This is a genomic window from Corallococcus sp. CA054B (assembly GCF_003611625.1).
Lineage (GTDB): Bacteria > Myxococcota > Myxococcia > Myxococcales > Myxococcaceae > Corallococcus > Corallococcus coralloides.
In genome coordinates this window covers 1-23,613 of sequence record NZ_RAVY01000153.1, presented here as the reverse complement: position 1 = coordinate 23,613, position 23,613 = coordinate 1, and the positions used below count along the sequence as shown (strand labels likewise).

Sequence of the window (23,613 nt, the reverse complement as noted above, 5' to 3'; positions counted from 1 at the left end):
ACGTGAACATGGCCTACCTGATGGAGGAGGGGGAGGGCGAGTTCAAGTTCATGACGAGCGAGGTGTCGCGCGAGAAGCCCATCGACTACGCGCACATGGCGCGGGTGCTGGTGGAGGAGCGCGAGCGGGGCGGCTATCCCATCTGGGTGACGGGGCCGGCGCTGGTGCACTCGCGGGCGCGGGCGGACATGACGTGGTTCGTGGAGAACGGCTTCGTGGGGGCGCTGCTCGCGGGCAACGCGGTGGCGGTGCACGACATCGAGGCGTCCATCTACGGCACGACGCTGGGGATGAGCGGCGCGGGCGAGGCGACGTCGGGCGGGCACGGGCTGCACATGCGCGCCATCAACCGGGTGCGGCAGGCGGGCTCCATCGCGAAGGCGGTGGAGGCGGGTGTCATCACCAACGGCATCATGCACGCGTGCGTGAAGCACGGGGTGCCGTTCGTGCTGACGGGCTCCATCCGGGATGACGGTCCGTTGCCGGACGTGGTGACGGACAACCTGGCGGCGCAGGACGCGATGCGACGGCACGCGGTGAAGGCGACGATGGCGGTGCTGGTGGCCACGGCGCTGCACGCCATCGCGACGGGGAACATGCTGCCCGCGTTCGTGACGGAGAAGGACGGCTCCTTGCGGGAGCTGCCCACCATCTGCGTGGATTCGTCCGAGTTCGTGGTGAGCAAGCTGAAGGACCGGGGCACGCACCAGGCCTTCGGCGTGGTGACGAACGCGCAGGACTTCATGCACATCCTGCGGCTGTACGTGGAGCGCGAGCTGGCGTCGCGAGCGGCGGCGCCGAAGTCTTAGCGCTGACTGAGGGCGGGGACGGAGACGGCCTTCCAGGTCGTGCTCGACAGCCCGCCCTCGGTGCCGAAGAGGGCGGAGTCGCCGTCGGGGAGCACCGCGTACACGCGCGGGTCGGCCAGCTTCGGCAGGGCCCGCGTCTCCCCCGTGGCCGCGTCGAAGTACGACGCGCCGAGCAGCGTGCCCACCAGCGCCCCACCGGGCACGAGCGCGGCGGAGACGATGGCGGAGGAGGGCAGGCCGGGCGCGGCGCGCACGCGCGTCCACTTCGCGCCGTCGAAGTAGTTGAAGCCATCCTGGCAGGTGCCCGCGACGGCGCGTCCCTCGGCGTTGGTGGACAGCGCGGTGATCCAGTTGTCGGTGAGGTCGCGGCCGTCGTGGAAGCGCTGCCACTTCGCGCCGTCCCAGCGCAGCAGGCCCCGGTCCTCGCTGCCCATCCACAGGAAGCGGCCCGAGGCTTCACCCACGGAAGGGTGCTTGCTCCACTCCGCCGGCAGCGGCAGCCGCTTCACGAGCGACAGGGGCGCGGTGCCAGGAGTGACCAGGGACACGCCCCGGCCGTCCACCAGCGCGACACCGTCATCCATCTGGGACACGTTGAGCACGGACAGCTTGCCCAGCGCCACGGGGTTGCGAGCGCCGTAGGCCACCTGCGTCCAGGTCTTCCCGTCATGGAAGCCCAGGCCATACGTGGTGGCGACGTAGAGGTTCGTTCCGTCACTGCTGATGCCCAGCACCTGGTTGCTGGGGAGCGAGGGCGTGCGGACGGTCTGCCACCGGCCGTCCGCGCGCTGCCAGCAAGCGCCCCGGTCGAACGTGCCCACCACCAGCCGCCCCTGATGCCGGGCGAGCGCGGTGATGTGATTGCCGCAGAGCTGCCCGGTGGAGGTGACGCGGCGCCACCCCTTCGGCCCGAGCTTGAACACACCGGAGGTCCGCGTGCCCGCCCATTCCGAGCTCAACACGGTGGCGCCCTTGGGGACGCTCACGGCCTGGAGCGGCACGGACTCCGTCTCCCACGCGTGCACCTCGCCGTGGCTGCCCACGATGCGCACGCCCTGCTCCGTCACGGTGAAGGACAGCGGACCGGTGGGCACGTCGCGCAGCGCGGAGAGCCGGCCACTGGCGCTGATGGAGAACGCGCCCTCGGTGGTGCCCACGTCCACGCCGTCACGCGTGTCGGAGATGAAGCGCACCGGTCCCGGCAGTGACCACGCGCGCTCGGTGCCCAGCTCGAACAGGCGCCCCTCCGCCGTGCCCGCGAAGCGCGGCGAGAACGCCGTGTACGTCGCCCCCGGAGTCAGCACCGAGGCCAGTGACTCCAGCCGGCTCACGTAGTCCGGGGTGCTCGCGTCCTCGACGGGAGGCAGCGCCTGCCAGCGCACGTCCAGCACGGGCGTCACCTGGAAGCCGGCGTCCAGGGACACGAGTCCTTCATCCGTGGCGACGAAGAGCCGGTCACCCGTGGACTCCAGCGCGCGGCAGTAGTGGCTGGGAAGCCCGTCCTCCACCGTGAGCACGCGCACCGGACGGCCCGCGGGCGTGAACAGCTCCAGGCCGCCTTCGGTGCACGCGACGACGTGGCCGCCGAACGGCTTCAGGTCGTGCACGGTCTCGGTGTTGGTGACGGTGGCGGCCAGGGTCAGGGCGGTGAGGGTGGAGAGCATCATGCTCGACCCCTATTGCGAACCCCGGGCCAGCCCGGTGTGTGTCCCCGGAGCCGCACCCGAGGCCCCAAGCCTGCGGCCTGTTGACCCTGTTGCCCTTCACGAACGATGGTCGCGCGGGGGGGATTGGGGCCGGGCCTCCGTTGGAGTCCACGACATGCTGCGTTCTGTTTCTTCTTTGGCGATGGCGCTCGCGCTCACCATCCTCTGCGCTTGTTCAGAGTCCGACCCGTGCGAGGACGCCGACTGTGGTCCGGGCCAGTGCGTGCCGTCCTCCGAGCAGGCCGCGTGCGAATGCCCCCTGGGCTACGTCGCGGCGGACATGTCTTGCAGGCGGGATGTGCGCGAGGGGGATGACCACGGGGACTACCTCGAGGCCGCGACCCCCGTGGAGATCATGGACCCCTCCTCCCAATGGGTGGCCGGGAACCTGGACAACCGTGAGGACGTGGACCTGTTCTCGTTCCGCGTCACGGCCGGCCGCATCTACCGATTCAGCTGCGAGAGCCTCCATGCCAGCTATGCCCCGTCCTGCCGTGTCGAGCTCCTCGGCGCGGACGGGCTCAAGTTGGCGGGCTCGGCGGGCTCGGGGGGGAGCTCGACCTTCCATGCGTCCGTGCTCGCCACACAGGAGGGCACCGTTTACGCCCGCGTGCAGAGCAACGCCAGCGCCTCCGCCTATTTCGACCCCTCCTACAAATACTCGCTGCTGGACCGGGGGCCGGACGAGTTCGCGAATTCCCTCACGGAAGCCACCCCGGTGCCCGTCGGCACCGTCTCGGGGAAGGTCGAGCCCTATGGTGATGTCGACGTCGTCGCGCTGGACGCCGTCGCGGGCCGTGCCTACCGGTTGAGCTGCAGCGTGACCACCGCCGTCAACCACTGCGGCATGCGGGTGCGCGGCCCCGGGGGCGAGGTGCTGTACGAGTCGGCGATGTACGACGTACGACCGACGCTCGCGACGTTCGACCTCCAGGGGATGCAGGACGGCCGTTATACGGTCGAGCTGTTCTTCACCACGGGCCTCTTCTTCTCCGACGGCGTGGGGGACTACACCTTCACCATCGCCGACCTGGAACCCTGAGCGCGCGGCTAGCGCGCGCTGCCCGCCGTGACTCCGAGGCGCTGCTCATAGGCCTCCAGCGTCCGCTTCCAGGCGGGCCGTGACTCACAGCGCTCGCGATAGGCGGAGACGCGGGGGAAGCCTTCGAGCACGCCCGCGTTGCGCACCTCGCGCAGCACCGTGGTCATCAGGATGTCCGCCACGGTGAACGCCTCGCCGGTGACATACGGGCGCTCCCGGAGCCAGTCCTCGAGTGCTGCTAGGTGGTGCTCGGCGTACTTCACCAACCCGGGGCGCCGCTGCGCACCGGTGGGGTCGGAGGCGCCGAGCAGGTCGATCATGATGATCTGGGACAGCGGGAGCTCCACGGTGGTGAGCGCGGCGAAGCACCAGCGCGTCACCTGGGCGCGGCCCTGGAGATCCGCGGGCATCAACTGGCCCGTCTTCTCCGCCAGGTACAGCAGGATGGCGCCCGTCTCGGTGAGCACGAAGCCGTCGTCATCGAGCACCGGCACCTGACGGAAGGGGTTCAGCCGCTGGTACGCCTCTCCTCGGGTTTCCCCCGAGGGATGATCCACGCCGTGCACCCGGTATGGCACGCCCAGCTCCTCGAGCATCCACAGGACGCGCAAGTCGCGCGTGAGTCCGACGACCTTCGAATTGACTCGGCCAAAGCCATACAGGGTGATCATCGCGGCATTGTCGATGCCGTGCCCGACCGCTGTCGAGGCCGGCGGGTGGCGACGCGCTCCGAGAAGCGCGCCGCCAACGCCTGACGCGGGGCCTTAGAACGACTCTTCCGGCACTTCCATCAGGTCCAGGTTGCCGTTCTCCACCATGCGCGCGGCGTGCGCGATGCCGGGCAGCACCTCGTGGCAGTACCAGCGGGCGCTGGCCACCTTGCCGCCGTAGAACGCCTTGTCGCCGGGGTTGGTCTTCATCCGCTCCAGCGCCACGGCCGCGTGGCGCACCAGCAGCCAGCCGATGATGACCTCCGCCACCGCGAACAGCACGCGGTTGCCCTGGAAGCCCACGTGGTAGACGGACTCGCCCAGCTTGCCCATCAGCGTGCCGAGCAGCGTCTGTAGCTGGCCCACCGCCTCGCCCAGCGCGGCGCGCTCGGTCTTCAGCTCCGGGCCGCCCTCGTCGCCATCCGCCGTCGCGCGGACGCGCTCCAGCAAGCCCATCAGCGTCGCGCCGCCGTCGCGCGCCACCTTGCGCATCAGCAGGTCCAGGGCCTGGATGTGCGTGGTGCCCTCGTAGAGCGAGTCGATCTTCTGGTCGCGGATGTACTGCTCCACCGGGTAGTCCGTGAGGAAGCCCGAACCGCCGTGCACCTGGAGCGACAGGGACAGCAGCTCGTACGCCTTCTCCGAGCTGTAGCCCTTCACCAGCGGCAGCAGCATGTCGTTGAGCACGTCCGCCTCGCCCGCCGCGGTGGAGCGGTGGCCGCCCTGGAGCTCCACCTGGTCCTGCACGGACGCGGTGAACAGGGCCAGCGCGCGCAGGCCTTCCGCGTGCGCCTTCTGCGCCATCAGCATGCGGCGCACGTCCGGGTGCTGGAGGATGTTCACGCGCGGCGCCGTCTTGTCGCGCGCCTTCCCCAGGTCGCTGCCCTGCACGCGGTCCTTCGCGAACGACAGCGCGCGGAAGTAGCCCGCGGACAGCGCGGCCATGGACTTGAGGCCCACCGCCATGCGCGCGTTCTCGATGATGTGGAACATCTGCCGGATGCCGTCGTGCACCTCGCCCAGCAAGAGGCCGCGCGTGGGCTTGCCGTCGCCGAACGTCAGCTCGCACGTGACGGACCCCTTCAGGCCCATCTTCTTCTCCAGCTTGGTGCACACGACGTTGTTGTGCTCGCCCAGGCTGCCGTCCTCGTTCACCCAGTACTTGGGCACCACGAACAGCGACAGGCCCTTGGTGCCCGGCGCCGCGCCTTCCGGCCGCGCGAGCACCATGTGGATGATGTTCTCAGCGATGTCCGACTCGCCGTTGGTGATGAAGCGCTTGACGCCTTCAATCTCCCAGACGTCGCCGTCCACGTGGCGGGCCTTGGTGCGCGCGGCGCCCACGTCGCTGCCCGCGTCCGGCTCCGTCAGCACCATGGACCCGCTCCAGCGCTTGTCCAGGATGTGCGGCAGGAAGCGCTTCTTCTGCGACTCCGTGCCCAGCTTGTCGATGACGCGCGCGAGCAGGTTGCCCAGCGTGAAGAACGCCAGCGCGGGGTTGGAGCCCAGCAGCAGCTCGAACGCGGCCCAGCCCAGCGACGGCGGCGCGCCCAGGCCGCCCAGGTGCGGAGGCGTCTCCAAGAGGTGCATGCCCGCGTCGTAGTAGGCGCCCATCGCGGCCTTGAGGCCGGGGGGCAGCTTCACCTCGCCGTTCTCCAGCTTCGGCGGGTTGTGCTCGGACTCGTCGAAGCTCTTCGCCAGCTCCTGCGTGCACAGCTGCGCGAACGTCTGCAGCGTCTGCCGGGCCGCCGTCTCGTCCAGGTCCCCGAAGGGCGCCTTGCCCAGCGACGTGTGGCCGATGTCCAAGAACTCGAAGAGGTTGAACTCAATATCGCGGAGGTTGGGCGTGTAGTGCAGGGACGACGACATCGAAGGACTCCTCGCGGCCGGGTGCGAAAGCAACCAGCCCCGCGCCAGTGAAGGCGCGGGGCCGAAACGGACCGCCAGGGTATCCGAGATTGATTCGTGGGTCAGTCGCGCCGAGCGTGGATGACGCGCAGCGTCTCACGACGCTCGAAGCGGTTGCCGGCGGCGTCGCGGGCGACGAACACCAGCTCGTAGGAACCGGCGGGCGTGCCCTCGGGGATGACCAGCGACTTCGTGAAGCGCAGGCCGTCCGTGGAGTCGAGCAGCTGCTGGTCTTCGCCGAAGAGGTCGCCGTACACGCTGACCTCCTGCGTGGCCTCCACCGCGTCCACGTCCAGCGTCAGCGTGTCACCGGGGGCGAGCTCCTTCTGGGAGAGGACGACGTCGAAGTCGTTGCCCTTCGAGTCCAGGCGGTAGCGCACCTCGCTGCGCTCCACGCGGCCGTCCGCCAGCTCCGCGATGATGAACACGGTGTAGTAGCCATCCGCGACACCCAGCGGCACGAGGAACCGGCCGCGCCACGAACGGGTGAGCGTGTCGAAGGTGAGCGGCTTCACCAGGCCGAAGGGGAAGTAGGCGGTGACGCGGCGGGCGTTGCGCGGGGCGCGCACGGAGATGATGGGGTCGCCGGGAGGAATCTCCTCGCGGCTGAGCGCGCCGGAGATCATGCCGTCGGGGAGCTGCACGGGGACCATCTCGCGGACCGTCTCGCCGTTGGGGTTCGTGCGGGCCACCTGCTCCACCGCGACGAAGGACGTGTAGCGGCTCATCAGGTGGTACTGGAGCGCGGTGTCGGTGATGCCCTGGACGACTTCGGGCGTCTCGCCGCGGTAGCCCTCCACGGTGAGCTCCTCGATGCGCTGGCGGGCCCAGAGGCTCTTGAGCGAGTCGTGCTCCGGGGCGACTTCGGGGAAGTGCACGGGCACGTCGAAGTGGCGGACCTGGCCACGCACGCGGCCGGAGATGCGGAGGACGCCGTCACCGGTGCCGGTGAACTTGCCCACGAGGAACAGCGGCTGGCCGGCGAAGAGGTCCGGCACGGACTTCGGGTACACGTCGCTGACGGGCAGGCCGTCCGTGTCCACCACGACCGAGGTGAGGACGGGGCCGCGCATGCGCTGCTCGAACTCGCGGGCGACGTCTTCCTCCGGGCGGTTGAGGTTGACGAGGGTGGAGGCGCCGCGGCCCAGCTCACCCATCTTGGTGATGAGGTAGCGGTTGGTGCTGGAGCCCACGCCGGCGGAGAAGATGCGCGTCTCCTCGCGGAGGTGCTGCTGGAGCGTGCTGAGCACCTGATCGTCGCCGCCGATGAGGCCGTCCGTCATGAAGAGCACCATGCGCAGACGGGCCGGGTCATTCGGGGGGACCATGGCCTCCTGTGCGGCGATGCGCACGTCGGTGCCGCCACCGCCCCAGAAGTTGGCGACGTAGGGCAGGGCGTTCTGGATGTTCTCCGGCGTGGCGGGGACGGCGGTGGGCGCGAACTTGGTCACCTGCGTGTCGAAGTTGAGGACCTGGAAGGTGTCTTCCGGCATCAGGTGGGTGAGCACTTCCTTGGTGATGGCCTTGGACTTTTCAATCGCCAGGCCGGACTGCGAGCAGGACGTGTCGAGCACCATGTAGAGCTCGCGCGGGACGATCTCCCGCTGCGTGGGGGACAGCTGCGGGTTGAGCATCACCAGGAAGTAGCCGTGGTCCGCGCCGGGCTCGCGGTGCATGAGGACGGCGGGGCGGATGAGCGCGTCAGCGACGACGTACTCCAGGATGAAGTCCTTGTTGGGGATGCGGTCGTCACGGCCCAGGCTCACGGTGGCGCGGGACTGGCCGTCGCGCTTCACGTCCACGCGGTGGGTGGTGGAGCGCAGCGAGTGGACCGGGAGGCCCGCGTCCAGGCGCACGGTGAGCTGGATGTCATGGCCGCTGCGCGTGTCGGTGATCACCGGGGGCGTGATGCGGCTCGCGTCGGGGACGGAGGTGGTGTCGGGCTCCACGCCTTCGCCCTGGCGCGTGGGCAGCGGCTCACCGCCGATGTAGCGGGGGGCGACGACCATGGGGAAGCTGAAGCGGTAGGTGCCTGCGTCGTAGGTGAGGCGCTCCACGTAGTGGATGCGCACGCGGATGGTCTCGCCGGGGAGGATGTTGGCGACGGACTGGGTGAAGATGTTGGGGCGTTCCTGGTCGAGCAGCGCGGCCGTCTTGCCTTCGGCCTTGGCGCGCTCGTAGGTGTCGCGGGCCTGCTCACGGGTCTGGATGACGCCCGTGATGACGCGCTCGCCGATGTGCATCTCCATGCCATCCACGGCGGCCAGCTCCGGCAGCGGGAAGACGTAGAGCGCTTCAAGGGGAGCGGAGTAGGGGTTCTCGAACACCTGCGTCACGGTGACGGAAGCGAGGAAGCCACTGACCTCCGCGTCCACCTGCGTGTGCTTGAGGCTGAAGGTGCGCGGCTCGGTGTCCGGGCACGCCTCGGTGGCCTCTGCCTGCTGAGGCTGCGCACGGAAGCGAGCCACCAGGGTGCCCTGGGCGACGCCCGCGGTGGGCGAAGCGGCGGGGGGGCAGGGTTGCTGAGCGGAGGCCGGGGCGGCCAGAAGGCAGACGAAGAGCGCGGCGAGCAGGACTCGCATGGTCGGGAACCTTGGTTTCAGGGTGTGCCCGGGGACATTGCAGCCCCCGGGCCAACCCCTGTTCCCCTCTGAAGCGGCAGGCCGTGTGGCTGTGAAGCCACACGACCGTGTGTCAGCCGCCCTTGAGCTGGAGCGTGGGCACCGCGCCCTCACCGAGCACGAGGTGCACCTGACCCACCTTCGCGGCCAGGTCCTTGTACGCCTCCAGCTCCTTGAGCCGCACGAGCAGCGGGTTCTCCGCGAGCACCTTCGCCGTCTGCGCCATGGAGCGCGTCGCCGCCGTCTCCTCGCGCCGCAGGATGACGTTGGCCTCCGCCTCCTTCTGCGCCTGGATGACCCGGTTGAGCAGGTCCTTCATCTCCTTCGGCAGCACCACGTCCTTGATGCCGAAGCGCAGCAGCTCCAGACCCACGCCCTCCGCCCCCGACTGCACCTGCGCGTACAGCTCCGTCGACACCGCCTCGCGCGCGGCCAGCAGCTCGTCCAGCGTGCGCGTGGACACGGCCTCGCGCGCCGCGAGCTGCATGGCCAGGTAGAGGATTTCATCCGGCGCCCGCGCCACCACCGCCAGCCGCCGCGCGTCCACCACCCGGTACGCCGCGGACAGGTTGAGCCGCAGCGTCACGCGGTCCTTGGTCATCACCTCCTGGCCGGTGACGTGGAGCAGCTTCTCGCGCAGGTCGATGACCGCGAACTGCACCTTGTGCGCGATCGTCCACGCCGCGTGCCGGCCCGGCGGCAGCACCGCGTCCAGCACACCGTTCACGTAGCGCAGCGCCACCGTGCCCTCCGTGGCCGTGGTCTCCACGTAGTCACTGGCCGGAATCAGCGCGCGCACCTCGTCCCGCGGGGGCTCCGTCGCCACCCCGGACACGTCCACGCGCTCCACCCGCACCGTCGGCGTCTCGGGCCGACCGGTTCGACCGGGCAGCCGCTGCGCCGTCCACACCTGGTGCTGACCCCGACCCAGCCACCGCACCGGCTGGCCGTGATGGAAGACCACCGCGCGCTCGTCCGCGCCCAGCTCCAGCACCTGGAGGTCCTTCTCCGGCACCAACGCGAGCCTGGCTTCATCCAGCCGGGTGACCGGTGGCTCCAGCGGCACGCGCTCGAAGCGGACGGTCTGGAACGGACGCACCACCCAGTGCCGGCCCGGCCCCAGGTACTGCTCCGCCTTCCCGTTCACCACGACGAACAGCCGCTCGTTCTGCGCCACTTCCACCCGACCAATGCCCATGACACGTCACCTCGACGACAAGAAAAGAGTGCAACCCGGCTGCTGGGAAGAGGACCCCGCCGCCCCACGGGCGTGTCGCGCGAACAGACCGTCCGGAGCCGCGTTCAGCCTCCCGAACCTCCGCACCGGATGCCGGTCACGGACGGCGACCGGAGCGTTCCGCGAACAGCACGGAAGCCTCCGGAGGCCCTGGCGACCGGCCAGTGTGCGGCGTGGGGAGGAGGACGCGGTGGACTCGCGTTGACACCAGCGGAAACGACGGGGTCCCGATGAACGAAGGAATCGAACCTTCAAATGCGAGAGTTTCAGTCTCGTGCTCTACCGTTGAGCTAGTTCGGGTTTGTGCCCAGCCAAGGGCAGCCATGCGCGCCTCACGGTGGCGCGCGACCGGTACGGCCTTCGATGGTGGCAGGAACACCCGGAAGTGATGGCCGTGAGGAACGTCCGAATTCCATGCCCCGGCGCAGAGCGCCCCCGCATGGAACCGGACGCCTCGGGACAACCCCGTGCGCCCCCTGAAGTTCGCCGACAGGGCCTCTGGACGCGGCCGTACAGAAATCCTGACGGCGCAGGTCCCGGATCCTGGCGCTCATGTGTCCAAGGGCTGCGCATTCCATGCGCACTCCGGAGGACCCATGAAGCGGGGCGTGTGGCTGGGGCAAGGGGGCCGTGGAGTTGCGTATCTCCATGGGAGAGACCCCCTGCCCCGTGGTGACGTCGACGGTGCAGGGGGACGACCCAGGCTCGTACGTGCACGAGGGACGAACGACGCCCGTGCACGTCGTGTCCCCTTCAGCGTCCGCCGGTCTGGGTGTGCCAGATGGCCCCGCCGCGCGAAGTGCGGATGACCATGTTCCCATCATTCTGGACGGTGAGATACGCACCGCTGTAGCCGTAGGTGCCGCTGTTCCAGAGGGCCCTGGGCTCCGAGGTATAGATCACGAAATTCCCGTCGCCCTGCATGACCGCTCCCACGGCCGCGGTCCCGTGCGTCCGGGAGTGCCAGAGGGTCACCGCGCCCTGGCGGAGCACCAGGTTTCCGTCGAACTGCATGTCGAGCCAGAAGCGACCATCACAAGAATAGAGGCGCTGCCCGCGGCTCAGGCCCTGGTTCGCGTACATGAAACCGCAACCCGTCGGGGCAGGGGGCGGGCTCCACGTCTTGCTGGAGTCCTCCAGCTCCTGTTGGGTCTGGGACTGCGCCTCGGAATCGGAGCGTGCCGAATCTCCACCCTCCGCAGGGGTGCTCGAGCCCTCCTCCAGCGCTGGACCGCACGCTGCCAGGTCGAATGCCAACAATCCCAGGACCACCGCCTTGGACAAGCGCCACGTCCGAGTCTCATTGCGATTCATGCCGAACTCCTTCTGTCTGTGTCGGGGCAGATGACTCGCGTGAACCCATGCGCCTCATGGAAGTTCGCGCGTACGTCCGGAAGATCCAGACGCGTGGACGTAATTGCTCACGGACCCGTGTAACCAGAATTGCCTGGAAGAATGGCGTTCCCGTTGGGATGAAGACGCAGTGAGGGGGCCGGGGGAGTCCGCGGCGGAGGATGCGCCTCAGCCGCGCGTCACGTCCCACCAGCCGAACCACATCACGCGCTCCTCGGCCATCAGCTCCCAGCCCGGCCCGTGCGCGTAGTCGCGGACCCGCAGGCCCGCTGCCTCCACCGCGCGCGCTGTCTCCTCCGCGCTCCACAGGTAGAGCGTCACGTCCGTGTCCGCCGTGCGCGCCCGGCGCGTGGACGCTTCATGCGCCTCCAGCCCGGGCCTGCGCTCCAGCACCGTGAACAACATCCGCGCGCCCGGCTTCATCACCCGGCCCAGGTGCCCCAGCACGCGCGGCAGGTCGTCACAGAAGTCCAGGCATCCAATCACCAGCACGACATCGAAGACGCCCAGGTCCTCCGGCACCGGATCCAGATAGCTGTGCACGCGCCATGTGCCGGACGGCCGCGAGCGCTTCGCCAGCTCCAGCATCTCCGGCGCCAGGTCCAGGCCCACCACGTCCACGGACGCGTCCAGCCCTCGCGTGTGCAGCGCCGGGCCGCAGCCCACGTCCAGCACGCGCACCCCCGGCTTCATCACGTCCACGAGGAAGCGTTCCACCCGCTCGCCGTAGCGGTGCAGCGCGGGGTAGAGCACCTCGTAGGCGGAGGCGATCTCCCCGTACACCCGCGCGACGGCGGCCTCTTCGCTCCTGCCGCCGTCGACCTCGTCCGCCATGTCGTGCGCTCCCTCGGGTGAACAGGATGCGCACCCTGTATCACGCTGCGCCGTTGGACCCGGGTCCAGGCTTGCGGAACACCGCGAGCGACCGCCCGGCCATCTCGAACTTCCCGGGCTTCATCTCTTCATCGCCGCGCTTGTCGTCCGCCGTGTAGAGCTCCAGCCGCCACGCGCCGCCTTCACCCGGCGGCGGCACCGTGAAGGTCACCGTGTCGTGGTGCGCGTTGAGCAGCACCAGCAGCGAATCCCCACTGACGCGCTGGCCCCGCTCGTCCGGCGTGGGGATGGCGTCGCCGCCCAGGAGGAACGCCAGCGAACGCACGAAGGGCTTCTGCCAGTCCTCCGCGCCCATCTCCGTGCCGTCCGGCCGGAACCACGCCAGGTCCTTGTGCTCGGACTCCCACAGGTGCTCGCCCTGGAAGAAGCGGCGGCGCTGCAACACCGGCTGCCCGTGGCGGAACTGGATGAGCTTGCGCGTGAACTCCAGGAGGTCCTGGCGCGTCTTGTCCAGGTTCCAGTCCACCCACGACAGCTCGTTGTCCTGGCAGTAGGCGTTGTTGTTGCCCTGCTGCGTGCGGCCCATCTCGTCGCCCGCGACAATCATGGGCACGCCCGTGGACAGGAAGAGCGACGCGAGGAGATTCCGCTTCTGCCGCTCGCGCAGGGAGATGATGTCCTTGTTGTCCGTTTCTCCCTCCACGCCGCAGTTCCACGCCTGGTTGTCATCCGCGCCGTCGCGGTTGTGCTCGCCGTTGGCCTCGTTGTGCTTGCTGCTGTACGTGACCAGGTCGTGCAGCGTGAAGCCGTCATGCGCGGTGACGAAGTTGATGGACGCCTGCGGGCGCCGCCGCGCCGCCGCGAACAGGTCCGCGCTGCCCGTGAGCCGGTAGCCCACCTCCGCGGCCTGGTTCTCGTCGCCCTTCCAGTACTTGCGCAGCGCGTCCCGGTACTTGCCGTTCCACTCGTGCCACGGCGATGGGAAGCCGCCTACCTGGTAGCCGCCGAGCCCCACGTCCCACGGCTCCGCGATGAGCTTCACGCGGCCCAGGACCGGGTCCTGGTTGATGATCTGGAAGATGGGCGCGTTCGGGTCGTAGCCGCCCTTGCCGCTGCGGCCCAGCACCGTGGCCAGGTCGAAGCGGAACCCGTCCACGTGCATCTCCTCCACCCAGTAGCGCAGCGAGTCCACGATGAAGCGCGCCGTCTGCGGGTTGGACGCGTTGAGGCTGTTGCCGCACCCGGTGAAGTCCAGGTAGTGCCGCGCCTCCGGCATGGTCCAGTAGTACGACGCGTTGTCGATGCCCTTGAACGACAGCGTGGGCCCCAGGTGGTTGCCCTCGCACGTGTGGTTGTACACGACGTCGAGAATCACCTCGATGCCCGCCGCGTGCAGCGACTTCACCATCGACTTGAACTCGGCCACCGCGCCGCCCGGCGTCTTGCGGCTGGCGTAGCGCTGCTCCGGGGAGAAGTAGTTCAGCGTGCTGTAGCCCCAGTAGTTCGACAGGCCCTTGTCGTTGAGGAACGAGTCGTCCGCGAACTCCTGCACCGGCAACAGCTCCACCGCGGTGACGCCCAGCTTCTGCAGGTGCTCGATGATGGCCGGCGAGCCCAGGCCCGCGTACGTGCCGCGCTGGTGCTCCGGCACGCCCGGGTGGCGCATGGTGAGGCCGCGCACGTGGGCTTCGTAGATGACCGTCTTGCGCCATGGGATGTCCAGGCGCCGGTCATTGCCCCAGTCGAAGAAGTCGCTCACCACCACGCCCTTGGGCATGCCGGCCGCGCTGTCGCGCTCGTCGCGCATCAGGTCCTTCTTCGGATGGTCCAGGGGGTAGCCGAACACCGGCTGCTTCCAGTCCACCTCGCCGTACAGCGCCTTGGCGTAGGGGTCGGCCAGCAGCTTGTGCGGGTTGCAGCGGTGCCCCTTCTCCGGCTCGTAGGGCCCGTGCACGCGCAGGCCGTACAGCGTCCCGGGCTCCAGGTCCGGCACGTAGCCGTGCCAGACGAACTCCGTGCTCATCGGCAGGTCGAAGCGTTCAATCTCCTTCGTGGGGTCCGCCCGGTCGAAGAGACACACCTCCACGCGCGTGGCCACCTGCGAGTAGACCGCGAAGTTGGTGCCAGAGCCGTCGAAGGTCGCGCCACGCGGCCAGGGCTTGCCCGGCCAGATCTCCCGCTTGCCGCTCATGCGTCTCACTCGATTCCGTGGGGAAACTGCCGCCGGAATGTGGGTGCGACGGCGCTACGCGGCAAGACGTCCGGGTGCGCTGACTGTCCACCGGCCAGCGCTTCGGCAAGTGGTCGGTGTTGAAACGAAGTGCCCCGTCAGGCGGCGACAGCGTGGTCCAGCGAACGCCAGGTGCCCAGGGCCCAGTCCTGCTCGTCCGGATCATCGAAGCTGACCACGCAGAGGGCGCGGCGGCTGCCGGAGCGGCACAGGGCCGTCAGCCGGCACTCGCCGGGACCCACATGCAGGGACGCGCGTCCGCTGACGCGGGCGCCGTGGTGCTCCAGCTCCAGGGCCTTGCGCTCCGGGCTGGTGGGCGCCAGCTGCTCCTCCGCGGAGTCCTCCAGGGGCACCACGCGCACGGTGCGGCGGTGGTCGCGGGCCACCCAGCTGCCGTCCTGCAGGCGCGTCTCCGCGAGGGAGCCGGGGATGCGAATCTCCCAGCCCTCGGGGAGCGCCACCTGCACGGAGCCCCGCCGGTAGCCGATGGACGGCCCCACACCGGGCGACTCCAGGGCGCGGCGGTGCACCTCCTCCGCCACCGTCCCGCCCTTGCCCAGGTAGCCGAGCACCTCCTGCCACTCGCGCCACGGGTAGGGGAGCGAAGGGTCCTCGCGCCAGGCCTGCTCCAGGAGCCGGGCCACGTCGCGCAGGCGCTGGCGCTCCTCGTCCAACAGCGGCGGGCGCCAGACGACGTCCGTCCACAGGCGGCACAGGGCGCGATTGAAGCGCTCGCGCGCGTCCACGCCGGGGTTCCACCAGGGGAACACGTCCATGCCCTGCCTCGGCTCTTCATGCACGGTGCGCAGCCAGCGCTCGTCGCGAGGCCCCAGGGGCGTGAGCAGCGCGCCCGGGTGCTGGAAGGTGTGGCCGAAGCGCATGGACAGCGCGAAGCCGGAGTTGCCCAGGCTGCGCATGCGCAGCACCTGCCCCACCGAGTGCTGGAGCCAGCCCAGGAAGTGCTTCTCCACCTGGTCCACGTCACCGGTGTGGAAGTAGCCCGTGGCGTCGCCCACGCCCACGTCCTCGTCGGGCGGGGCCCAGGAGATGCCGTGCAGGTCGCCCAGCCCCTTGAGCAGGTCCACCAGATAGCGGTGGTAGCCGGGCCCCACGGCGCTGGTGTCCGCGGACACGACGATGCGCTCCTGGGTCGTGGCGAGCAGCGCGACCTCCGCGGCGGCCGGGTGCAGGCGCAGGCGCAGCACGGGCGCGCCCTGGGGACCCTCCTCGATGCGGGTGCCCTCCAGCACGCCTTCGGCCACCTGCTGGAACCACGCCTCCACGCGTTGCAGCCAGGGCAGGGGTTCCTCCGGGGGGGCGAACAGCAAATCGCTTGCTCCTCGTCGGCCTGCCAGCAACAGCTTCATGCGTTGGACGCTTTCGGTGTGGGTGCGTGCTGCCTGGACCTCTTTGGATAAGCCCCCGGTCGCTCCCTGTCATCCAAGAGAAACGCATTCAGGAGGCAGGGGGGCATCCGTGCGGGGGGGCGCCCGGTGGCGCAAAGCCCCCGTCCACCCCAACCTGAGAGGGGAAAGGAGGCGTTCGTCATGAGCAAGAAAGACGTGCTGCACATCCCCTTGGAGGACCTGCCTCCAGCGCGCGAAGCCGGGACGGAAGAGGAACGGCGTGAGCGCCACGTGCCGTCCACCTTCGACCCGGGCGGCGGTCCCGGCAATGGGCCGGGTGACAACGGGAGCCCGCGCATCATCGAACCGGTGGGCCAGCCCTTCTCGCCGGGCGTCAAGGTGACCTGATCCTCCAGGTCTCGCCGTCTCCATGACCCCGCTGACGCCACCGCGCGTCGGCGGGGTCTTGTTGTTCGCGACCGCGCCGGACGCTGAAACGGCGAAGCGCCCGCGACCGATGAAGGTCACGGGCGCTTCCGTTCATCCCATGGAGGGACTAGCGCGTGGTGCCGTTGTTGGGCGCCATCGTGCCGGTGGAGTCCGGCACCGGCGTGGTCATGCTGCCCTTGGCGCCGGAGTTGTTCGGGTCGAGCGTGGAGTCATTGGGCAGGCTGCTGTCGTCCGGGATGTCGCTGTCGTCCGTGTCCAGGCCGGAGCCGCCCGTGCCCGGCTCGGTCATCTCGCCGTCGTGCACGCCGGGCTCGGCCTCACCGGTGCCCGCGCCGCCGGTGCCCGGGTCCAGGGTGCCGTCGTTCGTGGCGGGCGGCAGCGTGGAGTCATCCGTCGTGCCGGAGCCGCCGGTGCTCATGTCCGAGGGAGGCATCGTCGAGTCCTGCGAAGTACTGCCCGTGTCGTAGCCGGAGCCGCCACTGCTGGGAGGCGGCGTGGTGGTGGTGCCGGAGCCGGAAGTGTCCGTGCCGGTGCCGCTGGAGTCCGTGCCCATGGTGGAGTCGGAGGTCGGCGCCGGCTCGGTGCCGCGCGTCGCGGATTGATCCGACTTACAGCCCGTGCCGAGCGCGAGCGCGCCCGCGAGAACCGCCGCCACCGTCAGCTGCGTCTTCAGGAAGTTCTTCATGTGGATTCCCCCGATAGGAGTCTGACTGCTTGAAAGGCCCTGGCTGCCTGCACGACCGAAGGTGAGCAGGCCTCAGGGGGTGTGCAGGGGTGGCTCATCCGCCTGCCTGCTCGGGGGACGGCGTAGGCGGCCAGAAGGGGAGGGTTGCACGAGAAGAGGATGTCCTCCGCGCTCCATGCTCGCTGGCCCGGAGTGCGAGCCAGCAAGCTAGAACCCATGCGACTCAGGGGGACGGGGGCTGATTCACGTTGCCGCCACCGAGCGGCGTCACGGAGTTGCTGGACGTGTTGCTGTCCGGCGGCAACGTGTTGCCGCCCGGCGACAGGATGGTGGGCTGGGAGCCCGTGATGCCCGGCGGCGTCATGCCCGTGGCCGGGGGCAGCACCGCGCCCGTGCTGGACAGGGTGCCCGTCGGAGTCCCCGGCGTGACGGTGCTGACGGAGGCGCCCGGCAGCATGGTGCCGGGAGTCGTCGTCGCGGGCGGCATCAGCGCGCCCGTGGTGGCGGTGGAGCCCGTGGAGCCCGCCACGGCGGAGCTGGTGCCGGGGGCCAGCACCGCGCCGGTGCCCGTCACGGTGGTGGCCGAGCCGGGCGCCACCACGGCGCCCGTGCCCGTCACGGTCGTGGCATTGGCCGGGCTGGACGGCAGGGTCTCTGGCGAGCTGCCGGAGACGAACGGCTGGGCGCTGTACGGCTGCGGAATCACCGCGCCCGTGGACGTGCCGCCGCCACCCGTCCCCGAGTTCGCGCCGGTGACGTTGCCGATGAGCGACGTCGTCGGACTGGCCGACACGCCATTGATGGGGTCGGGGGTGCCCGGCGCCGCGCCCGGATTCGGCTGGCTGGTGGTGATGGCGCCCGCGGAGTTCGGATCCACCTGCGCGTTCGCGGAGCCCAGCGCCAGGGTGCCCGCCGCCACGCTCATCCAGATCCATTGCTGAAACATCGCTTTCGCTCCTTGCGGCTGTGGGGCCGGACGGATGACGCCTCGGCCTGATGGGAGGGCGTGGGCCGCGAAAGGACCCCTAGCCATCCCTCATGAGTTGCTCACCCAAGGGCCGCGAGGGAACCGCACGGTGGCGCCGCTTGCGCTCGGAGAGCACCAGCAGCAGCGCCGGGAAGGTCACCAGCATGATGAGCAGGTTCATCCCGAACCCCACGTTGGCCAGGGCGCCAATCGAGTTGAGGCCCGGGTGGTCCGCGAGCAGCAGCGCGCCGAAGCCCACCGCGCTCGTGAGCAGGCCGCCGCAGATGGCCTTGCCCGTCTCCGAATACACGCGCACGAAGTCACTGCGCGGCGACGCGAGCCGCGTGATGAGGTGCACGCCCGCGTCCACCGTCGTCCCGATGAGCACCGGGATGACCAGGATGTTGAGGTAGTTGAACTCCATGTCCAGCAGCGGCATCAGCCCCAGCACCGCGAACAGCGACACCACCGTGGGCATCAGGCACAGCAGCGCGGTGCGCAGGCCGCCCAGCGTCATCCACATGGCCAGCAGCACCGTGAGCGTGGAGCCCAGCAGGATGAACGGCGCCTCGTGCGACACCAGGTTCACGATGTCCGCCTGCACCATCGCCTCACCGGCCACCACCGCGGGCCGGCCATCCGGCAGCACCATCCCGCGGACCTCCTTCGCCATCCGGCGCATGGCCTGACCGTTGGACTGATCCGCGGACGGATACACCAGCACGAAGCCGGTGCCCGGGCCGCCGCGTCCCTGGAACTGCTGGCGCACGCTGGTGGGCAGGTCCGCTTCCGTGAAGGGCCTGGCCCGCACCTGAATGCGCAGCTCCGCCAGCTGCGCGCGCTGCTCCGGGGTGAGCTGCCCTTCGGGCACGTCCTCCACCAGCTTCCCGATGTCCTTGAGGATGGCCTGCTTCTCCGCCTGCCGCTCCGGCACCAGGCTCGCGAGCGCCGCGACGAAGTCCACCGTGGAGTTTTTTCCCTGCTGCCGCTTGCGCGCCTGGAGCTCCCGGACGACCGCGGCCTCCTCCTCGCGGGAGTTCGTCAGCACCACCAGCGGGACCTGCGAATAGCCGATGAGCTGGTTGACGGCGCGGTCCAGCACGAACGAGTCCAGGCGCTGGTCCTGCAACGAGCCGATGTCGTAGTCGAACCGCAGGCGCGGCAGCTGCGTGAGCAGGCCCGCCACCACGAGCGCGGACACGACGGTGAGCAGCCCGCGACGGTGGGTGATGACGCGGCCCAGCGGCGCCTCCGTCATCTCCGTGGCGTTCGCGCGAGGCCTCCAGCCCCACCGTGCCCCCAGCCCCAGCACCGCCGGCAGCACCAGCACGTACGCGAGGATGAGCACCAACATGCCCACGCCCGCGATGACGCCGAACTCGCGGAATGCCGTGAGCTTGGACGTGCCCAGCACGAAGAAGGTGAGCGCCGCCACCAGCGCGGACACCAATGCCGCGCCGCCCGTGTGCGTGAAGGACTCGCGCGTGGCCTGTTCGGAGGAGCGTCCCTCTCCGCGCAGCGCGAGGTAGCGGCCCAGCAGGTGGATGCCGTGCTCCACGCCCAGGCCGCCCAGGATGGCGCCCAGGAAGGCCGTGAGCAGGTTCACGCGTCCGTACGCCACGGCCACCAGCCCGTAGGTCCACGCGAGGCCCGCGCCCACCGGCGCCAGCACCATCCCTACCGCGAGCACGCTGCGGAAGTGCAGGAACAGGTAGAGCAGCACCAGCACCGTGGCCACCGTCGAGGACACCGCCACGTCGCGGGTGATCTGCGCCTGCTGATCCATCTTCTTCTGGAACGAGCCGGTGATCTCCGTGTGGAAGCCGGGCCCGTACTTCGACAGGTCCTGCTGTCTCAGGAGGCCCTGCACCTCCTCGACGATCTTCGTGGAGAAGGTGAGGTCCGCGGACGAAACCTCCGGCTTGGCCAGCACCACCACGCGGCGCGCGGCGGGGTCCAGGTAGTAGTCGCTGGGGTGGCTGGACAGGCGCGTCACCGCGCCGCTGGCGTACTTCTCCTCCAGGTCGGAGAAGTCCAGCGACGGGGGCGGGTCATCATCCAGCGATACATAGAGCGGGTTGGCCTGCTCCTTCTCCCAGGTGAGGCGCGCGTCGATGCGGCGCTCCACCTCCTTCAGGTCCTCGGGTGACAGGAAGTAGAGCGCGTGGCTGCGGAAGAAGCTGCTGGGGCGGGTGATCTCCACGTAGCGGATGCCCGGCAGCGCCTCCAGCTTCGGCGCCACGTCCTCCGCGAACCTCTGGAGCTGCGCCGGGTCTCCGTCCTCACCCACCACCACTACCCACCCCTGGGCGCCGAAGCGCTCCTCCAGGGTGTGGATGGCCTGCACGCTTTCGAAGGACCGGGGCAGCAGGTCCACCAGGTTCGCGTTGAGGGCCAGGTGGCGCGCGGACAGCAGCCCCACGACGGACAGCACGAGCGCGCAGACAAGCGCCGTGAAGGGACGGCGGTGGTTGTGCGCGGCCAGCGCACCCATCGTGTGCTCCGCCCTGTGCATCCACGTGCGTTCCGCTGCTGAAGACGGGTTCGAGGCCATGGACCATGCCCCCCAAGCGGCGCCTGCTTCCCGGCAGGGCCCGTGTCGCAGCAAAACTGGCCATGCCGCGGTCCTCCGCCACGGCTGCGCGAGGGGTCGCTCTGCCCGGCCGCCAACACCGGAACGGGGCAAAATGCCTCAACGCTCAGAGGGGAAGCGGATCCCCTGGCGGGGTTCGGACCGGGGCGGCATACATGGCGGGGTTTGTTGATGCCCCCCTTGTTCCCCGGGCCAGGCATGCGGCCGGTGGAGGCCCCGGGTCGATGCCTGGACGCACGGTGGCTCGGGGCATATACGCGAGAGCAGCCCGGTTCGTTCGGGCTCAAGGTTGTCCCCGGCCGTCACGGCGCGGGCCTACAGCAGGAAATCACATCCATGAGTGAGACGCGGTGGTCCGGACGGTTCGAGGCGGCGATGGGCTCCCTGGCGGCCCGCAGCCACCGGAGGCCGTGGGTGGCGCTGTTCGTGATGCTGGTCCTCACGGGCCTGGGCGCCTTCTTCGCGCGCGACCTGCGCCTCAACGCGGACCTGGCCAACCTGCTGCCCAAGTCGTTCCCGTCCGTCCAGGACCTGGAGAAGCTGCGCACGCGCTTCGGCGGACAGGGCAACGTGGTGGTGGCCGGCATCGGCGCGGAGCCGGAGCAGCTCAAGCAGTTCGTGGATGACATGGCGCCGAAGCTGGCGACGCTGTCGGAGATCCGCTTCGTCAACGCGCAGCGGCCCAGCCAGTTCTTCGACGAGCGCGGCCTCTACTACGTGGACCTGCCGGACCTGAAGACCATCGAGGAGCGCATCGACGCGCGCTTCGCGTGGGAGAAGGAGCAGGCCAACCCGCTCTTCGTGCGCCTGGAGGAGGAGCCGGCCCCGTCGCTGGACTTCAGCGACATCCAGAAGAAGTACACCGGCGGCGCGAACATGCGGCTCGCGGGGCAGGGCGGCACGTACTACCTGGATCCGCAGGAGCGCATGGTGGTGATGCTCCTCAAGGCCAAGGGCTCCTCCGCGGACCTGGGCTACTCCAAGAAGGTCATCACCCAGGTGGAGGACTACCTGGCGAAGCAGGACCTGTCGAAGTACGGCCCCGGCTTCCACACGGCCATCACCGGCACGTTCAAGAAGAAGATCGACCAGCAGGCGGTCATCACCGGCGACCTGGCGCGCGCGTCCTCGCTGGCGCTGGTGCTGCTGCTGGCCTACCTCATCTTCCACTTCCGCAGCGGGCTGTCCGTGGGCCTCACCATGGTGCCGGTGGTCGCGGGCCTGTCGTGGACCTACGGCTTCGTGGGCATCGCGTACGGGCAGGTAAATCTCCTGACGGGCTTCCTCGCGGCGGTGCTGGGCGGCCTGGGCGTGGAGCACGGCATCCACCTGCTGGGGCGGTGGGGCACGCTGCGCTCGGAGGGCATGACGTCGGAAGAGGCGGTGCGCGAGACGTTCAAGCACACGGGCTTCTCCGCGTTCATCTCCGCGCTGGTGGCGGCGCTCACGTTCCTGAGCCTGTCGTGGTCGGAGTTCAGGGCGTTCCACGAGTTCGGCGTCATCGCGGCGGTGGGCATGATGGTGAGCGTGGCGTCGTACCTGCTCATCCTGCCGGCGCTGCTGGGGCTGGTGTCGCGCTGGGGCTGGGTGCCGCGCGAGCACCAGTCGCAGTCCGGGCCCATGGCGATGCTCGCGCGCTTCCTGCCGCGCCGTTACCGCGCGGTGGCGCTGGTCATCGGCGTGGCGCTGGTGGGGCTCATCAGCCAGGCGTACCGGGTGAGCTTCAACTACGACTCCACGAAGCTGGATGACGTGTCGCTGCCGAGCGTGCGGCTGGACCGGCGCATCGACCACATCCTGGGCTATTCGGCGACGCCGGTGGTGGTGCTGACGGACACGGAGGGGATGGAGCGCGAGGTGGTGAAGCAGCTCCAGGCGCGCAAGGAGAAGTTCGGCAAGGACTCCACCATCGACTTCGTGGGCGCGCTGGAGGACCTGGTGCCGCGGCAGCAGGAGGAGAAGCACGCGCTGCTCCAGTCCATCCACAAGAAGCTCCAGCGCATCGACCCGGAGCGCGTGGACAAGGCCCAGCGCGACGACCTGCTGCGCGCGGTGAAGATGACGGCCGCGAAGCCCTTCGTGCGCGAGGACCTGCCGGTGAGCCTGCGCCGCCAGTTCGAGCCTGCGGCCGGCCAGAAGGGCGGCGTGGTGCTCGTCTACGCGAACGTGAGCCTGTCGGACGGCGTGGGCACGCGGCGCTTCACCAAGGAGGTCCGCAACCTCCAGATGCCGGACGGCAGCCAGGTGTCCGCGGCGGGCGAGGCGCTCATCCTGGCGGACATCCTGGACATGGTGGCCTCCGAGGGCCCGCGCATCCTGGTGGCCGCGGTGGTCAGCGTCTTTTTGGCCATGTGGCTGACGCTGGGCTCCTTGCGCAACGCGGTCATCTGCATGCTGCCCACGCTCTTGTCCATCGCGGGGCTGGTGGGCCTGATGTCCCTCATGGGCCTGCAGTTCAACTACCTGAACATCGTCGTCATCCCGGTGCTCATCGGAACGACGGTGGACGCGGGCGTGCACCTGATTGAGCGCCTGGGCGAGCCGGGCGCGGACTTCGCCACCGTCTACGCGGAGACGGGCCGGGCCATCACGGGCGGCCTGCTCACGAGCGCCATCGGCTTCCTGGCGCTGGTGTTCGCCAAGCACCCGGGCCTCAACTCCATTGGCGACCTGGCCAACCTGGGCTTCGCGGTGAACATGGTCATCGTGCTGGTGGGCTTCCCGGCGCTGCTCCTGCTGGTGGACCGCTGGCGCCACAAGCACAGCGCCGCGTCGACCCCGGCCAGCGACGACGGGACCGAGCGCCCCGCGGAGAGCTGATCCGCGCAGGGCAAACCCATGCAGGCAAGAAGGCCCCGGCACCGCACGCCGGGGCCTTTTTCATTGCGCCCGGCGGGGCTGGGGCTGTTCCGCAAGGCGACACTGCGGAGGGACGAACGGGCACGGGCACCCGGAGGTCCCCGTACCAAGCTTCGTCTTGTATGGGGCGCTCATACTTCAGGTATCAATCTGGCCGGATGTTCGAGAACGCTTTCATGGAGGCGGCCTCGAAGCTGCACCCGGCGGTGCCGGTCCTCCTCTACATCCCGCTCACGCTGGGCCTGCTCGGGTGGGGCCTGGCG

The 23,613-nt window shown here is 69.6% G+C and carries 16 protein-coding genes and 1 tRNA gene; 4 read left to right on the top strand and 13 right to left on the bottom strand.

What is annotated here, in order from left to right; genetic code table 11:
* Positions 1-809 (top strand): hypothetical protein (locus tag D7V80_RS29545; protein ID WP_120591336.1); only part of this gene is annotated, 809 nt, incomplete at its 5' end.
* On the opposite strand, the gene D7V80_RS29540 is transcribed toward D7V80_RS29545, so the two are convergent.
* Positions 806-2,476: a hypothetical protein gene (locus D7V80_RS29540; RefSeq protein ID WP_120591335.1), complete on the bottom strand. Its 1,671-nt coding sequence runs from the start codon at positions 2,474-2,476 to the stop codon at positions 806-808. The genes D7V80_RS29545 and D7V80_RS29540 overlap by 4 nt on opposite strands.
* Positions 2,477-2,630: 154 nt before the next feature.
* Here D7V80_RS29540 and D7V80_RS29535 point away from each other — a divergent pair, with 154 nt between their 5' ends.
* On the top strand, positions 2,631-3,557 hold the full coding sequence (locus D7V80_RS29535) for a hypothetical protein (RefSeq protein WP_147447246.1): 927 nt from the start codon (positions 2,631-2,633) through the stop codon (positions 3,555-3,557).
* 8 nt (positions 3,558-3,565) lie between these two features.
* Here the strand turns inward: D7V80_RS29535 and D7V80_RS29530 are convergent, their stop codons facing one another.
* The 9 genes from D7V80_RS29530 to D7V80_RS29490 form a co-directional block, all read right to left on the bottom strand.
* Complete coding sequence (locus tag D7V80_RS29530; RefSeq protein WP_120591333.1) at positions 3,566-4,228, bottom strand: glutathione S-transferase family protein; 663 nt, start codon at positions 4,226-4,228, stop codon at positions 3,566-3,568.
* A gap of 93 nt (positions 4,229-4,321) precedes the next feature.
* A complete protein-coding gene (locus tag D7V80_RS29525) occupies positions 4,322-6,136 on the bottom strand; it encodes an acyl-CoA dehydrogenase (RefSeq protein ID WP_120591332.1) in 1,815 nt (604 codons plus the stop codon).
* 101 nt (positions 6,137-6,237) lie between these two features.
* Entirely contained in the window at positions 6,238-8,757 is a 2,520-nt protein-coding gene (locus D7V80_RS29520) for a VIT domain-containing protein (RefSeq protein WP_120591331.1), read from the bottom strand.
* A 112-nt stretch (positions 8,758-8,869) separates the two neighbouring features.
* Entirely contained in the window at positions 8,870-9,994 is a 1,125-nt protein-coding gene (locus D7V80_RS29515; protein ID WP_120591330.1) for a slipin family protein, read from the bottom strand.
* Between the two features lie 264 nt (positions 9,995-10,258).
* A tRNA-Phe gene (locus D7V80_RS29510) sits at positions 10,259-10,333 on the bottom strand.
* Positions 10,334-10,786: 453 nt separating this feature from the next.
* Positions 10,787-11,347, bottom strand: a complete 561-nt coding sequence (locus tag D7V80_RS29505) for a hypothetical protein (RefSeq protein WP_120591329.1) — start codon at positions 11,345-11,347, stop codon at positions 10,787-10,789.
* Positions 11,348-11,554: 207 nt separating this feature from the next.
* Positions 11,555-12,220 (bottom strand): class I SAM-dependent methyltransferase, encoded by a 666-nt coding sequence (locus D7V80_RS29500; RefSeq protein WP_120591328.1) that lies wholly within the window; start codon positions 12,218-12,220, stop codon positions 11,555-11,557.
* Between the two features lie 40 nt (positions 12,221-12,260).
* On the bottom strand, positions 12,261-14,411 hold the full coding sequence (glgX, locus tag D7V80_RS29495; RefSeq protein ID WP_120591327.1) for a glycogen debranching protein GlgX: 2,151 nt from the start codon (positions 14,409-14,411) through the stop codon (positions 12,261-12,263).
* 137 nt (positions 14,412-14,548) lie between these two features.
* Positions 14,549-15,817: a hypothetical protein gene (locus D7V80_RS29490; protein ID WP_120591326.1), complete on the bottom strand. Its 1,269-nt coding sequence runs from the start codon at positions 15,815-15,817 to the stop codon at positions 14,549-14,551.
* Positions 15,818-15,997: 180 nt separating this feature from the next.
* Here D7V80_RS29490 and D7V80_RS29485 point away from each other — a divergent pair, with 180 nt between their 5' ends.
* Positions 15,998-16,204, top strand: coding sequence for a hypothetical protein (locus tag D7V80_RS29485; RefSeq protein WP_014393263.1), 207 nt, complete (start codon positions 15,998-16,000; stop codon positions 16,202-16,204).
* Between the two features lie 148 nt (positions 16,205-16,352).
* Here the strand turns inward: D7V80_RS29485 and D7V80_RS29480 are convergent, their stop codons facing one another.
* The 3 genes from D7V80_RS29480 to D7V80_RS29470 form a co-directional block, all read right to left on the bottom strand.
* Positions 16,353-16,931 carry a hypothetical protein gene (locus D7V80_RS29480; protein ID WP_120591325.1) on the bottom strand — a complete coding sequence of 193 codons (579 nt, stop codon included), beginning with the start codon at positions 16,929-16,931 and terminating at the stop codon, positions 16,353-16,355.
* 223 nt (positions 16,932-17,154) lie between these two features.
* Positions 17,155-17,877: a hypothetical protein gene (locus D7V80_RS29475; RefSeq protein WP_120591324.1), complete on the bottom strand. Its 723-nt coding sequence runs from the start codon at positions 17,875-17,877 to the stop codon at positions 17,155-17,157.
* Between the two features lie 79 nt (positions 17,878-17,956).
* Positions 17,957-20,392 (bottom strand): RND family transporter, encoded by a 2,436-nt coding sequence (locus D7V80_RS29470; protein WP_120591337.1) that lies wholly within the window; start codon positions 20,390-20,392, stop codon positions 17,957-17,959.
* Positions 20,393-20,827: 435 nt separating this feature from the next.
* Between D7V80_RS29470 and D7V80_RS29465 the strand changes: the two genes are divergently transcribed.
* Entirely contained in the window at positions 20,828-23,311 is a 2,484-nt protein-coding gene (locus tag D7V80_RS29465) for an RND family transporter (RefSeq protein ID WP_120591323.1), read from the top strand.
* Positions 23,312-23,613 lie beyond the last annotated feature (302 nt).

Excerpts from the sequence above, each read along its gene's own strand:
- D7V80_RS29525 (WP_120591332.1), bottom strand. The coding sequence starts at position 6,136 with ATGTCGTCGTCCCTGCACTACACGCCCAACCTCCGCGATATTGAGTTC.
- D7V80_RS29475 (WP_120591324.1), bottom strand. The coding sequence starts at position 17,877 with ATGTTTCAGCAATGGATCTGGATGAGCGTGGCGGCGGGCACCCTGGCG.
- D7V80_RS29505 (WP_120591329.1), bottom strand. The coding sequence starts at position 11,347 with ATGAATCGCAATGAGACTCGGACGTGGCGCTTGTCCAAGGCGGTGGTC.
- D7V80_RS29520 (WP_120591331.1), bottom strand. The coding sequence starts at position 8,757 with ATGCGAGTCCTGCTCGCCGCGCTCTTCGTCTGCCTTCTGGCCGCCCCG.
- D7V80_RS29515 (WP_120591330.1), bottom strand. The coding sequence starts at position 9,994 with ATGGGCATTGGTCGGGTGGAAGTGGCGCAGAACGAGCGGCTGTTCGTC.
- D7V80_RS29500 (WP_120591328.1), bottom strand. The coding sequence starts at position 12,220 with ATGGCGGACGAGGTCGACGGCGGCAGGAGCGAAGAGGCCGCCGTCGCG.
- D7V80_RS29540 (WP_120591335.1), bottom strand. The coding sequence starts at position 2,476 with ATGATGCTCTCCACCCTCACCGCCCTGACCCTGGCCGCCACCGTCACC.
- D7V80_RS29490 (WP_120591326.1), bottom strand. The coding sequence starts at position 15,817 with ATGAAGCTGTTGCTGGCAGGCCGACGAGGAGCAAGCGATTTGCTGTTC.
- D7V80_RS29465 (WP_120591323.1), top strand. The coding sequence starts at position 20,828 with ATGAGTGAGACGCGGTGGTCCGGACGGTTCGAGGCGGCGATGGGCTCC.
- D7V80_RS29480 (WP_120591325.1), bottom strand. The coding sequence starts at position 16,931 with ATGAAGAACTTCCTGAAGACGCAGCTGACGGTGGCGGCGGTTCTCGCG.
- D7V80_RS29530 (WP_120591333.1), bottom strand. The coding sequence starts at position 4,228 with ATGATCACCCTGTATGGCTTTGGCCGAGTCAATTCGAAGGTCGTCGGA.
- D7V80_RS29535 (WP_147447246.1), top strand. The coding sequence starts at position 2,631 with ATGCTGCGTTCTGTTTCTTCTTTGGCGATGGCGCTCGCGCTCACCATC.
- D7V80_RS29470 (WP_120591337.1), bottom strand. The coding sequence starts at position 20,392 with ATGGGTGCGCTGGCCGCGCACAACCACCGCCGTCCCTTCACGGCGCTT.
- glgX (WP_120591327.1), bottom strand. The coding sequence starts at position 14,411 with ATGAGCGGCAAGCGGGAGATCTGGCCGGGCAAGCCCTGGCCGCGTGGC.
- D7V80_RS29485 (WP_014393263.1), top strand. The coding sequence starts at position 15,998 with ATGAGCAAGAAAGACGTGCTGCACATCCCCTTGGAGGACCTGCCTCCA.